We start from the raw sequence: 13595 nt of genomic DNA, 5'->3' as shown, positions 1-13595 counted from the left end.
ACGTTTTGATGGTATGTGTTTAAGCGTCACTATTAATAAAAAAGAATCAGCGACAACAGCTTGTCAGCAAATAAATATTCGCACAAAAAAACGCTGACGGAGATCATATCCTACTAACGCTTTGAGCGTTTCAAAGTTTTATCAATTATGCTTCTACCCTAATCCTCTGTTCCCAATTAATAAACCCCTGCTACTTCACACCACCTCAACCCGCATTCCACCGTTGCATGCATAAATAAACTCTTGCTACAAAACCGCCATGCAAAAGATCAGGGGGAAATGAATGGGGAGACAAACGATTGGAGATGGATGAAGAAGTTCGTAAAGAGGGGAGTCGATTTGGGGAAAAGGCAGGAATATCATGGGTTTCGTGTGCCGCGGCGATCTGACGACAACCCCGAGGTATTTAACGAGGCAAAAGAAAAACCGAGTGAAAACAGGGATATACCTGGTTTTCACTCGGTTTTTTTCGGTTCTTTTGCAGGCTTCTGGGTGTGCCTGGAGGTTGGCGGTATCTGCTGCCTTTCTCATTCACTCACTCAGGAATATCAGGACTTTATTACGATTTTAGCTGGACTTTATTAGTTATATCACGGGTTTATTAATTTGTTACATCCTCTCGATATATCCTTACCACGCACTCCACATGCACCGTATGCGGGAACATATCCACCGGTTGCACCTCAACCGTCCGATAACCGCCATCCTCGAGCACTCTCAGATCGCGCGCTAATGTCGATGGGTTGCAACTCACGTACACCACCCGCTCCGGTTGCATCGTTAGGATCGTCTCTAGTAAGCGCGGATCACAGCCCTTACGAGGTGGATCTACGACGATCACATCCGGCGTGATCCCTTGCTCCTTCCAGCGAGGAATGACATCCTCTGAAGCGCCGACTTCGAATTCGACATTGGTCATACCGTTCAACTTAGCATTAGCCCGTGCATCTTCGATTGCCTCAGGGACAATTTCTACGCCATAGACTTTCTTCGCATGTTGAGCTAAGAACAACGATATCGTTCCGATGCCACAGTAGGCATCAATGACGGTCTCTGCTCCTGTAAGTCCCGCATAATCCAGTGTTTTCCTATACAGCACTTCAGTCTGGACTGGATTCACTTGATAGAATGAACGTGCGGAGATGGCAAATTTCACGTCACCAATATAATCGTAGATGACTTCATTCCCCCACAATACATTAGTCTTATCACCGAAGATGACGTTCGTCTGCTTCGTATTGATATTCTGACATATACTAGTCACAGCTGGCATAGACTTGGTAATCTCGGCAATCCAGGTGTCAACATTCGGTATCTTCGCACCATTCGTTACTAAGACAACCATTATTTCTCCTGTACGGAAGGCCACTTTAACGACAACATGGCGAAGTAAACCTTGTCCTGTTTCCTCGTTATAAGCTGTGATACCAAGCTTACGACCGATAGTTTTAACAAGATTAAGGATTTGATCAATGGTCTCATGCTGTATAAGGCATACATCCATATCGATAATACGATGACTTCCTCGGGCATAGAAGCCCGCTACAAGCTCTCCATCAGATTCTCCGATGGGGACTTGGGCTTTATTGCGATAACGCCAAGGATTGTCCATGCCGATTGTATCATGTACCTTAATCCCTTGTTCTGCAGCTTCCCCACTCACTTGTTCATCTAGTACATCTAATTTCCCAATGCGCACTAGGTTGTTTATTACTAACTGACGCTTCCATATCAATTGTGCGTTGTAATCCATATGTTGTAGCTGACATCCACCATATTGATCCTTGATCGAATAGGGCACTTCAATACGATCAGGGCTCTGAACTATGATATTTAATAGTTTAGCATAACCATATTGCTTCTTGGTTTTCAGAACTTTCACCAGAACGCTCTCCCCTGGGAGAGCCCCCCGCACAAATAGGGTATAGCCTTCTACACGGCCAACCCCATCTCCGTCATGGTTCATACCGACAATGTCGATGACGACTTCGTCGTTCTTGGTAACCGGCAATCCAATCAATGGAGCAGGATTGCTATGGCGGTCGGATGAGCGACCGCTACGGTGTTTTCTCATGATGCTATATTCACTTCTTCCCTTAATTTTCTCATGGGTAACTATTTTAAATCTGCTTTAGCGAAAATCTGTATATGTTGCTTCAACATCTCGAAAGTACCAGGTAATGAACCCCCTAGCTCACCATCAAGATTCAACAACACTTCACCTGGTGAAGTGACCTCCATATAATCTGTTTGGAAATGAATGACTTTCTTATCCCGCAGATGTTCACCACGGAGTGCCATACTAACGACACGAACGAATTCAGGTAAACTACAGTTCTTTAGTGCAATGACATCAAATAAACCATCATCAATACGCGCATCTGGAGCCAGTAGTTCGAATCCCCCAACGGAATTCGTATTCGCAATGAGAAACAACATAAATTCATCATGCAAAGTTTCCTGTCCATTCGCCTTGATAATAAGTTCCTGTGGTGATAAGCGAACCATCTTCTCTATTCCTTTTAGATAATAGGCAAGTTGTCCGATTAAAGTCTTGAGCTTACTTGGAACATCGTATGTCAATTCCGTTAACGTTCCGCCACCCGCAATATTAATGAAATAACGATCGTTGGCTTTTCCTACATCTATAGGTCTTGTCTCTTGTTGAATAATCAGATCACAATATTCTTCCCAATTCTTAGGAATACCAAGTCCTCGAGCGAAGTCATTAGTTGTTCCCAGCGGAAATAAGCCGAGTGGTGGAAGATTTTTTTTGCCAGCTATTCCATTAACGACTTCATACAACGTACCATCGCCACCCGCGGCAATGATCATATCATACCCGCGTTCTACAGCTTCTGCAGCTTCACGAGTCGCGTCTCCTTCTCCCGTTGTAGCATGGACCGAAGTCTCAATACCACCTTGGTCGAGGCGTTCTAATATGTCAGCTAGTCTTTTTTTCATTTCCTCTCGTCCAGAAGTAGGATTATAGATTAACCTTGCTCTCTTCATACCAGAAACCACCTGTTATTATTATTTGATCATTTGTAACATAGCATAAATCTGTTTACCAATCCAATGCGACAGCAAGGGATGTGGCAGAAGTGCCTCACCGGTATAACGATACTTAAATTCCTCAAGTCGACCCGGTATTACATTCTGAGTGAAATATCCCTCACTCAAGAAGAGCGGGAATACAATCACCTCGAATCCTTGTTCATTGATCCAATATTCCATTCTCTGCTTAACAGAGTCTGGATTTAATAATGCATAATCTACAGTAACCACATCGCTCATCGCCTTTACTTTTGACGCGAGTGATGAAAGACCCTGTTCCCAGCGGACTCGGAAATGTTCATAAATACTTCCGTGACCAATAAGAAGTATAACTTGACGACCATGTTCTGAAGATGAAGCTTGATCTCTTACTTGATCTCTTACTTTATCCCAGATCATCTGAGCAATATCAGGATCATCGTCCATCGGAAGTCCATAATGTATATTAGCTTGGATGTGAAAAGGTGCCAGATCTGTTTCGCAATCTGCCGTCTCTTTCACACCTAGCGCGTAAGCAATTTCATCAACATGCGTACTCCCTGAAGATACAAACAGTGGAATGGTGATAATATCAGTTACACCTTGTGCTTCGAGTTGATTGATACCATCTTGAATCAATCTTCCCTGTACAAGCTCCAAGAATGAAACCGCCACAGGAATAGATTCCTGCAGCGGTAATTGATTCACAGCTTCATCCACAAGCTCTACCCAAGAAGATTCCCTGGATCCGTGGCTGATTATTAACACGCCTGGGCTCACCATGTTATCGTCCTAAACGTTCCAATGACATTTTGTACCCATCATTACCATAATTCAAACAACGCTTAACACGTGAGATTGTAGCTGTGCTTGCGCCAGTTTCTGCCTCGATTTGATTATATGTTGAACCTTTACCTAGCATACGTGCTACTTCCAATCTCTGAGAGAGTGATTGTATTTCATTTACCGTACACAGATCATCGAAGAACACATAACATTCTTCAACATTCTTAAGAGTTAGTATCGCTTCAAATAATTGGTCCACACTTTTGTCATTCAGCTTCTTTAATTGCACCGATAATCATCCTCTACTATTACTATGTAATTCTATTGTACTTTAGTCGAAGCAATCTTTTCAAGCATTAACGGAGTTACGCAGTAAAGAATTGATTCTAAAACAATATAAACAAAGTATAGGCAGAAGCCTCTTTCCGCTCCTACCCTATGTGATCCAGGCATTCGTCCATACATTATGTACGCCTACAACATACTGTGTTATTAACCAATCTGAAAAGGATAGTGATAATCATGCCTGTGCATTACCATCGTCATTCTCCGAGCAATCAACGTTCACTCGGTCCTTTTTCTTCACCCTCATATAATAATGCATACCCTGGAATTGAATCATTAGGAGATATTCCTCAGCTTGAAGCATCATCCCAGATCCCTTATCAAGGAGGTGGTGAATGGATTGATCCTGCCACAACTACAGCGGCAACCGTATTACCACCTGCCACCCCTGCGAAAACAGGATTCTCTTTAGCTAACATAGGCGAACTCAAAGGTGTTATCGATAGAATGGGTGGTATAGATGGGATTGTTAGCTCCATGGGTAAGTTCCAAAAAGTTATGGCTGGAGTCCAACAGATGGCCCCTATGATCAAACTAATGATGGGTACCTTTGGAAAAGGTTCAACCAAAAGCACAGCTAAAGATGGAGATGACTTATACTACACCCCAAGAAAGCGTCGACGTAAAAAGTCCACGACAACGCAGCGCAAGAAGACTTCCAATCGTACCTTCTCCAAGAATTCGAGGAAGTCTACTCCATATCGGAAGTCTAAAAGAACATAAAGTCCAAACTATAACACTGTAGCTTTCTATTATTTAAACCAGCCGCGTCTTATAAACCAAATCACCATACCACCGCCAAGCAAGAACATACCTAGTAAAATAAATGCATATCCGTATTGCCAATGAAGTTCCGGCATATTGTCAAAATTCATTCCATAAACACCTGCTATTAGGGTTAGAGGCATAAAGACCGTCGTTATCACGGTAAGAGTCTTCATAATCGCATTCATTCGATTGGAATTAAGTGAAATATAACTATCACGCATATCTGCAGTCATTTCACGGTCTGCTTCGATCATATCCGTCAGCTTTATCAAATGATCGTAAATATCGGCAAAATAAACCGTATGTTCTCCACTATTCTTAATATGTTGTGAATTAATTATTCGATACATGAGATCACGCATAGGGACTATCGTTCGTCGCAATTTCAATAATCGTCCACGAAGGTCAAATACCTGTTTCATTAATTCTTCGACTGATTCATCGCTCCCTATGTTCTCGATCTCAGCCAATTCATCTTCAATACTATATAGTGCAGGGAAATAAAGATCTACCATCTTATCAATCAGAGTATACGCACACGCGACAGGGCCACGAGACCAAATCTTACGATCATTAGCGTGCTGAATGATTTGTTCCCATGCCTCATCAATCTCCGTCAATTGTTTATGATGAAAGGATACTAATAAATTATGATCTAAGAATAAATCTACTTCTTCTACATTTAATGTATCGGGGTTCAACGCATGAAGAACAAGAAACTGCAACTCATCATAGAAATCCAACTTAGGTCTTTGTAACACAACCATGCAATCCTCAATAGCTAGTGGGTGAAAATGAAAATATGTATCTAGGAGTTCAGCTTCATCTGGTGTAGGACAATTGAAATCCGTCCAGATCCAAGCATAGTCATTCATATGGATATCCTTTAACGCTATCCCTACTTTCACCTCATGCGCATGCGTTATAGCAATAGTCCTAATCATAAGTTATTCCTTTCCATCTTAAAAATACAAAAAAGCCAACCTGTATTGATTGGCCGATTCTATTATTTTAAATTACTATTCAGTTTATTCATATACAAAAATTTAGAATAAGATTTTAAATATCACACCTGCAAGTAGACCTGAAATGGGAATAGTAATAAACCATGTAAGGATGATACGGCCCGCTAATGACCACTTCACCTCAGATACACGTTTGGCACTACCAACACCTAATAGAGCAGATGTAATGGCATGTGTAGTACTTACTGGCATGTGAAGAATTGTTGCAGACAATATGACGGAAGCTCCAGTAATATCTGCTGCAAAGCCATTAATCGGCTCGATTTTAAAAATTTTAGTTCCCATCGTTTTGATGATCTTCCATCCTCCGATAGATGTACCAAGCGCCATCGCTGTCGCTGCTGATAATTTAACCCAAAGAGGAACTTCCAATGTGTCCTGCACTCCCGCTGTTACCAGAGCAAATGTGATAATACCCATCGCCTTCTGAGCATCATTTGTTCCGTGTGTGAATGATTGAAACGCTGCAGTAATAACCTGCATTGAGCGAAATCCTTTATTCACCGTATGGGGACTCTTCTTGGCAAAAATCCATTTCAAAACAGTCATAACTATAAATCCGACCGCAAAAGCAATTAATGGAGAGAAGATAAGCACTTTAACAATGCTAATAAATCCTTCCCATTTCACATGACTAGATCCCGCTCCTACTAGCACAGCCCCAGCTAATGCACCAATTAATGCATGAGATGAAGATGATGGAATCCCGAACCACCAAGTCACTAAGTTCCAAATGATCGCAGCAAGTAATGTTGCTATAACAACTTCAATCCCATTATCGAGTGTTGCTGGATCTGCTACACTTCCCCCAATGGTCTTAGCAACCCCTGTAAACATAATAGCACCTAGAAAATTCATACATGCTGCCATAATAATAGCCGGTCTCGGTTTCAAAGCACGGGTAGAGACTGATGTCGCAATAGCGTTAGCCGTATCATGGAACCCATTTATAAAGTCAAATGCTAAGGCGAGAAAAATAACGATACCTAATATCCATATTGATGTTTCCATATTCGTAAACCCCTTAAGAGTTGCTCATAATAATTGATTCCAACATATTGGCCACATCTTCACAAGTGTCCGTTGTTTGTTCTAGACGTTCATATATTTCTTTCTTCTTAATCAATTCAATTGGATCAGTAACCGTTGCAAACAAATTCTTGATGCAAATTCGAAGCAAATCATCACCTTGATTCTCAAGATCATTTAAACGTATAGTGTGTTCACGAATAGCTAACAATTTCTTCTGTGACAATAAGTGAATAGCTTTCTGTATCTCATATGAAGATTGACGTAAGATTTCTGCAAACTGCACGATATACTCGTCAGGTTTTCCTAAGTTATACATATAGAACCGAGATGTCGTAGCTTCCATTCCATCAATGACATCATCTAAGCTAGAGGTTAAAGCCAAAATGTCGTCACGATCAATCGGTGTAATGAATGTTTTATTAAGTTCCTTAATGATAATGTGTGTGTACTCGTCACACTGTGATTCATACTTCTTCATTTCTGTTGCAAATACATTTACATCCTTAAAATCTGCAACGTTCTCAGCGAAATAATCCGCAGCTTGTACGATTTTATCAGCCATATTCTCCATCGTTTCAAAAAATATGTCCTTCTTCTTTATTCTCATTTGATTACCCCTTCACAGAAATATTACCATTCATTTAACTTAATACTTGATGACAACCTTGTTATTCTATCACAACTGGCATCTCTTTTGTAAAATCAAAATCACTAATTTCACAAAAACAGTCATTTTATTTTACGAAGTTCGCTATGTTATTTTAAACCAGCTACATAACAGTGTCAAAAATCATATTATTTTGGCGAAATAAGTGGATTATTCTAATAATGATGATGGATTTGAGACTGTCACATGGCTGTCAAAAGTAGGCTCATTGGGTACAATATTTATGTAGGTGTTACCCGGTAGTAATGGAATCTCCTGATTATCCTTAACGAAACGAATAACATCATCCTGAGTATGAATCCAATTTCCTCTAATCAACTTTCCATGTTGGAGTATTAGTGCTTCACCACCTAAATCTAGATCTACGGAAAGTCTCCCCACATCATCAAGAACACGATGGTCAGCACCCATTATAATTACATTTGCCGTTTCTAACGGTACGTTATTCATCAAGTCAATATGAGATTTATTATTAATGAATCGTTTATACAACTTAGTACTTTCATCATATTCATAAGATACGGTATAATCCTTCAATTGAAAGGTAATGTCAACTTTCTCAGCATTCTCTCCTGTTACGACTTCATATTCTGAACGAAAAGGATAGGTTGGAATCTCCACCTCTTGTGCATATCCTAATTGTTCTGCACCTTCTCTTAGCTTGTCCGTATCGGAGTATAAATTATGTGGAGCTTTTCGACTTTTATCTCTCCAAAAAAATGAACCTGCTTTTCCAATCTCATCTAAATCATCTTTCTTCTGCTTCTGCAAGATTGAATATGCATCTGGACTTCCCCCTGCATGAACAAGTAATCCATTATATAAATCCCCTATTTCAATTAAATAAGGTCTTATACTCCGAATTGGACCTACTGCAACAGCATCGTTCTGACTTTGGTAGATCGCAATAAGACGTGTAATTCCACCTTCAGCAAGAACTTCATAGATAATATCTGCTTTACTGAGACCCGTTTGTGGTCTTGCTGCAGGAGCATTATTAATCATTACCGCTATTGGACGAGCAATTGAAGGTTCTTCAATGGGAAGTCCGGTTAATGGAGCCGTGTACAGAGGTAGCGTAATGATCTCTACGGGCTCTTCTTCAACCAATGGTAATGGAACTGGTGTTGCTTGTTCAGCACTATTAGAATTTGCACAAGACGAAAGAATTAATATCACAATTAGACCACTAATAGAAATGATGCCATTTAACCTCAATCGTTTCATTTACTCAATATTCCTCCTAAGTAATATTTTCTTGTTCTTTTTATTTAAGCATAAAAGATCTTTTCTGTCTGTCATCATCCTAATTTCAAACAATAAATTCTATTTAATTTTTATTATCTTAATATATATTTTAAATTTGTGATTTAAATCACATATCAAGTGAAATATTTCACTTATAATAAAGACATCAAAGAGATCATCTACAAAAATACACAATATACCTCAAGGAGTGAGAAAATTATGTTCAATCAATTACTAAGAACTAACAAAGTTATTGCATTCATCCTTACTTTCATCCGGTTATATCTAGGTTATACATGGTTCACAGGTGGTATTCATAAATTAACAGGCGGCTTTGATGCAGGAGGATTTCTACAAGGAGCAATCGCTAAGAGTACAGGTGATAATCCTACTGTTCAAGGGTGGTGGGCTACATTCTTAGAGAATGCCGCTTTACCTAGCGTCAATTTCTTTAATGTACTTATTCCATTAGGTGAGACTTTAGTAGGGTTAGGACTTATTCTAGGTATGTTTACTACATTCGCTGCACTCATGGCTATGATAATGAATTCGGCCTTCCTGTTATCTGGAACGATAAGTACCAATGTTCAAATGCTATTAATGGAAATGTTTATCGTCGTTGCTGCTGCTAATGGTGGACGTATCGGTCTGGATCGTTGGGTAATCCCTTATCTTCGAAACCTATTCCCTCATATGGGAAAAAGACCAATATCGAAGCTTCCACATTTAGAATCTAAAGGTGCCATGTAACAAATAATGAATATAACAAGAAGAGCAGGGCTTATTAAAGCCCTGCTCTTCTTGTTATATTCATTATTTCGAGTTAAATCATTTCAACTATTAAGAACCGAACATCCAACAGTTTAAACTTAGATTACCATATTGATAATCTTGAAATAGTCGTTTTGCTGTTCGATCATCGTCTGCTGCTCCCATTGCATAGAAGAGCGGAATGAAATGTTCAACCGCATAACGAGGAACAGCTTGTTCCGCATGGGGAGCCTTATGTTCATATTCAAATAAGGTTCTTAAATCCCATTGCTCAAGTTGTTCTACGATCCAATTATCAAATTCGACTGCCCAAGCATCTGGTTGTGGAGAGTCATTTAGTTTTCTTAAATTATGCACAAGTCCGCCACTAGCGATTACTAGTACATCCTCTTTACGAAGTTCTGCAAGCATCGAACCTATGTCATATTGTTCCTTCGGTGAACGTTTAGAATCTACTGACAGTTCAATGACTGGTATGTTAGCCTCTGGATACATCTTCTGTAGTATGACCCATGCTCCGTGATCAAGCCCACGGCCTTCAATAGGTACATAGTGTAAATTTTTCTGTTTAAAAATTCCATCAATCACTGCGTTCAGCCTTAAATCTCCTGCAGCAGGATAATTCAATTTATACATTTCTTCTGGAAATCCGTAGAAATCATGCATTGTACTATGTGTCTCATCTACGGTCATAGATTGATCCGGTGTATCCCAATGGGCTGAGAATAACACGATAGCTTTGGGTGTTCTGAATTGTTGACTTATATCTTGTAGAAATCTTACATATTCATGGTCTTCCAAAGCTAGCATAGGTGAACCGTGAGCTACAAATAAAGAGGGTAATGTCATCGATGTCAACCTCCATACACCAGTATATGTTGCTACTTACTATTTTACAGCTAATGGAGGAATTTTACCAATAAACATTACCCTGAAATTGTTATATCATCCAATTTTGCCAATCTTGTTGTATGTCTTCTTGTTCATTTAGCCAATGCTTGGTCTTGTGAAGTAGCTGTTCCTGATGAAGTCCAGAAGAAAAGGTGTGATTGGCTTGAAAAATAATTTCCTTATCGCAGCGACCTTCCGCACGCATCCAGAAGATTTTCTGAAAAAGGAAAGCATAATCGACGGGAATTGAGTCATCTGATGTTCCATGTATAACTAAGACATTCCCATTAAATTTACCTGCCTGTTGAAATGGTTGAAATGGTGCTAATGACTCAAAAAATTTCGGTGTTAAATCATAGCCCAAATAGTCAGATCCCCCCTTTTTAACTGCTGTTTCATACACTTCACGGCCTGTTATCTTCACAATATCATTGAAGGGATAGCCAACAGCAGCCCATAAGACAAGGTTCTTAACTCTACGATCACGTCCTGCAGTAAGAATAGCCACAGCTCCTCCTAAGCTGTGCCCAATCAAGGTTACACGTGTGGGGTCCACATCAGCACAAGCAAGTGTATAGTCAAGAACAGTACGAGTCTGATCAATCATCGATTCCATTCCTTCATCCCCATAGTTACCTGTACTTTCTCCACAACCTATATAATCAAAACGCACAACCATATAACCTTCATCAGCCAACTCGCGCGCTGTCTTCACGAACAATCGATCTACACCAATCCGATTGCCAACAAAGCCATGGCAAATAATTACTAAAGGGACTCTTTCTTTGCCTCGTCCTTCTTTCTTCATTACTGTTGCTGGATAATGAATATTCGCTGTTAATTCCTCTTGATTATGCTTAATGATGATGTGGCGTTCCATACCATGTTCCCCCTAACGCTTCATGCGTTTTCAATACTATTAAATCCGATAAGATTAATGTGGATTAATTGTAGCATTGCTAAAAAGGGAATGTCAATTGAATTCCTATCCATTTAATGTTTTCTAATCAATCGTAACTTTGCAAGAACATATTATGCGTTTCTTTCCTACCTTCCCAATCAGCCATGAAGTCATTTCCTTGATCAGCTGAATTTTGGGCATCCCACATAGATGGAGTAACTCCATCTTCCTCAGATGTCAACTCTGCTGCTATTTCTGAATTGAAATCAAACTCTCCATTCGGCTCCATTCTAATTCCTCCTCGTGTTAGATATAAAACATTTTCTCAGTCTATTTTGAGAAATATCTAGCGCTTTTATACACCTGCACATTATTGTCACATTGCAAACAATCCCATCAATTCTTATACTTAAACTAGATAAGGGGAGCTCATAATGACAATCAAAGCTATGATGAAAGAAAATAATCACCTAAGAGAACAAATGACGCCAGAGAATAAAGACTACTATGAGGATATCATTGTTAATTTCCGCGATAGCCAAGCAGACAAGATTCAAAGAGAACAATTTCTGCTTCAATTAGCACATCAGATATTAGAAGTGCAACAAAAAGGCATAACCGCACGTCAATTATTAAGAATAGAAGCTGATGAATATAGCCGAACGCAAATAGCTAATCTTACCACAAGAAAACCACTCACAAACCTTCAATACTATATCTTGATTCCTTGGATTGCACTGACCATATTCTTCTTTATGGAATCACTGATTGGATTCGTTGGACAATGGCTTAACGGGAACCAGTCAACCTTTAATCAAGTCAGCCTTTTATCGCTCATTATCATTGCTGGCGGTTCAATTCTATTGATTGAAGCTGTTACGAAAATATTAAATCGTGGGTCAGAAGAGAAACAGTATGTGTCGCATAGGCTAAATTTGAAGGCCATCGTTGTATACATTATCGTTTTGGTAATGATCATGATGTTAGGTTATACCTTTAGGAATATCTTGCCCATCTTTACGATTCAACCATGGTTAAGTCTTCTAATATCCATTGTCGGTTTATTGGGTTTGCTGGTTCTATTCAAACGCAAATAATCAAACGGAGGTAATCAGCTAATGAGAATCAAAACTTTTGTTACTTCGGCCTCAATCCTAACTATATTCGTTGCAATGCAGGCTTCAGGAATTGTGGATGTAAGTGCTTCTGGTGATCAAGCTATAACAAGTACATCAAGTACTAACGTTGTGTCAGTTAAAGCATCAGCCGTTAATAAACGTGCTGAACATGTATACAACAAATTTCTCATTCTGGTACAACAACCAAATCAACTTAAGAACTCACACAAATTTCTCAAGGCACATATTTATGAAGTTAATTCATATCAAGCAGGGTTAATGACACTGCGATTAGAGAATGCTCAACAAGCAGCATTGGATACGTGGTCAGATAAATTCTTTGTTGATTCTGTACAGGAGAACATTGCAAAGATCTATAAACAAAATGATAGTTTCGATACTCTGATCGCGCGGACTACAAGTTCAAGCCTACGTACTCTTTTTCAAGATGCGAAAGATAGCGGGTATAAGCTAGAGACTGCAGAAGGAACCTTCTTCCCAGTCATTGACTATGAATTTTCATTAAAGAACTATCGTCCCTATGTTATGCCTGCAATTAAAAATTATCTCGACATCATGTCCGTGGAATCTGCTCATGCTCCTGCAAAAGACGCCGCTCTTATGATTAGTTGGGATGAGGTCGCTAAGCGTGCTCTAGCACAAGAAGCATACTTGAAGCTATATCCTAATTCTAATCGCACCAAGCAAATCGAGAATCTATACCAGAATTACATCATTTATTCGGTATATGGCCTGAATAATACACCTTTGTTCGATTATGATACCCAATCAATGAATCCCGAAGCCAAAGACTCCTACTTAGCTCTTCTTGCTGAAAAAGGAACAACGGATAGTGATTATCTACTAACACTTCAATCCTACATGGATGTGCTAAAAGATAATAACTATAAGCTTAATGCTACAGTCGAGAAATTCCGCAAAGAGTACTTCCCTTCTTGGGGGTACTAATCACTTAGTATATTTAAAAGCCTTCTCAGTTCAACTTT

16 protein-coding genes are annotated in these 13595 nt (G+C 39.5%); 5 read left to right on the top strand and 11 right to left on the bottom strand.

The features are described 5' to 3' along the window. The first annotated feature begins 309 nt into the window (after positions 1–309). On the top strand, positions 310–585 hold the full coding sequence (locus LPB68_RS16335; protein WP_157756238.1) for a hypothetical protein: 276 nt from the start codon (positions 310–312) through the stop codon (positions 583–585). A 16-nt stretch (positions 586–601) separates the two neighbouring features. Here the strand turns inward: LPB68_RS16335 and rlmD are convergent, their stop codons facing one another. The 4 genes from rlmD to LPB68_RS16315 are packed head-to-tail and all read right to left on the bottom strand — an operon-like array spanning position 602 to position 4111. Continuing rightward, positions 602–2074, bottom strand: a complete 1473-nt coding sequence (rlmD, locus tag LPB68_RS16330; protein WP_068661041.1) for a 23S rRNA (uracil(1939)-C(5))-methyltransferase RlmD — start codon at positions 2072–2074, stop codon at positions 602–604. A 41-nt stretch (positions 2075–2115) separates the two neighbouring features. Then, positions 2116–3012 (bottom strand): diacylglycerol kinase, encoded by an 897-nt coding sequence (locus LPB68_RS16325; RefSeq protein ID WP_068661040.1) that lies wholly within the window; start codon positions 3010–3012, stop codon positions 2116–2118. Between the two features lie 21 nt (positions 3013–3033). Beyond that, positions 3034–3819, bottom strand: coding sequence for a sirohydrochlorin chelatase (locus tag LPB68_RS16320; RefSeq protein WP_068661039.1), 786 nt, complete (start codon positions 3817–3819; stop codon positions 3034–3036). A gap of 1 nt (position 3820) precedes the next feature. After that, positions 3821–4111 (bottom strand): YerC/YecD family TrpR-related protein, encoded by a 291-nt coding sequence (locus tag LPB68_RS16315; RefSeq protein WP_068661038.1) that lies wholly within the window; start codon positions 4109–4111, stop codon positions 3821–3823. A gap of 233 nt (positions 4112–4344) precedes the next feature. Here LPB68_RS16315 and LPB68_RS16310 point away from each other — a divergent pair, with 233 nt between their 5' ends. Next, entirely contained in the window at positions 4345–4890 is a 546-nt protein-coding gene (locus LPB68_RS16310; RefSeq protein ID WP_068661037.1) for a hypothetical protein, read from the top strand. A gap of 29 nt (positions 4891–4919) precedes the next feature. On the opposite strand, the gene corA is transcribed toward LPB68_RS16310, so the two are convergent. The 4 genes from corA to LPB68_RS16290 all read right to left on the bottom strand — a co-directional run bounded on the left by corA (position 4920) and on the right by LPB68_RS16290 (position 8886). Next, positions 4920–5879, bottom strand: coding sequence for a magnesium/cobalt transporter CorA (corA, locus tag LPB68_RS16305; RefSeq protein WP_068661036.1), 960 nt, complete (start codon positions 5877–5879; stop codon positions 4920–4922). Positions 5880–5981: 102 nt separating this feature from the next. Further along, entirely contained in the window at positions 5982–6971 is a 990-nt protein-coding gene (locus LPB68_RS16300; RefSeq protein ID WP_068661035.1) for an inorganic phosphate transporter, read from the bottom strand. A gap of 13 nt (positions 6972–6984) precedes the next feature. Continuing rightward, complete coding sequence (locus tag LPB68_RS16295; protein WP_068661034.1) at positions 6985–7599, bottom strand: DUF47 domain-containing protein; 615 nt, start codon at positions 7597–7599, stop codon at positions 6985–6987. 210 nt (positions 7600–7809) lie between these two features. Further along, entirely contained in the window at positions 7810–8886 is a 1077-nt protein-coding gene (locus LPB68_RS16290) for a DUF3048 domain-containing protein (RefSeq protein WP_068661033.1), read from the bottom strand. Between the two features lie 240 nt (positions 8887–9126). Between LPB68_RS16290 and LPB68_RS16285 the strand changes: the two genes are divergently transcribed. Further along, the gene (locus LPB68_RS16285) at positions 9127–9657 is read left to right on the top strand and encodes a DoxX family protein (protein ID WP_068661032.1); all 531 of its coding nucleotides are present in this window, start codon (positions 9127–9129) and stop codon (positions 9655–9657) included. A gap of 90 nt (positions 9658–9747) precedes the next feature. Here LPB68_RS16285 and LPB68_RS16280 read toward each other — a convergent pair whose 3' ends face one another. The 3 genes from LPB68_RS16280 to LPB68_RS16270 form a co-directional block, all read right to left on the bottom strand. Beyond that, on the bottom strand, positions 9748–10527 hold the full coding sequence (locus LPB68_RS16280; protein ID WP_068661026.1) for a DODA-type extradiol aromatic ring-opening family dioxygenase: 780 nt from the start codon (positions 10525–10527) through the stop codon (positions 9748–9750). 91 nt (positions 10528–10618) lie between these two features. Then, positions 10619–11449 carry an alpha/beta hydrolase gene (locus LPB68_RS16275; protein ID WP_068661025.1) on the bottom strand — a complete coding sequence of 277 codons (831 nt, stop codon included), beginning with the start codon at positions 11447–11449 and terminating at the stop codon, positions 10619–10621. 127 nt (positions 11450–11576) lie between these two features. Then, positions 11577–11759: a hypothetical protein gene (locus tag LPB68_RS16270; protein ID WP_068661024.1), complete on the bottom strand. Its 183-nt coding sequence runs from the start codon at positions 11757–11759 to the stop codon at positions 11577–11579. 145 nt (positions 11760–11904) lie between these two features. Here LPB68_RS16270 and LPB68_RS22370 point away from each other — a divergent pair, with 145 nt between their 5' ends. Continuing rightward, positions 11905–12567, top strand: coding sequence for a DUF1129 family protein (locus tag LPB68_RS22370; RefSeq protein ID WP_082865829.1), 663 nt, complete (start codon positions 11905–11907; stop codon positions 12565–12567). Positions 12568–12588: 21 nt separating this feature from the next. Continuing rightward, on the top strand, positions 12589–13557 hold the full coding sequence (locus tag LPB68_RS16260; protein ID WP_068661023.1) for a hypothetical protein: 969 nt from the start codon (positions 12589–12591) through the stop codon (positions 13555–13557). The last annotated feature ends 38 nt before the right edge of the window (positions 13558–13595 follow it).

Origin of the sequence: Paenibacillus crassostreae (assembly GCF_001857945.1) — a bacterium.
GTDB lineage: Bacteria > Bacillota > Bacilli > Paenibacillales > Paenibacillaceae > Paenibacillus_AQ > Paenibacillus_AQ crassostreae.
Note: the sequence above shows the minus strand (reverse complement) of the source record. Positions and strands in the feature narration are given on the sequence as shown.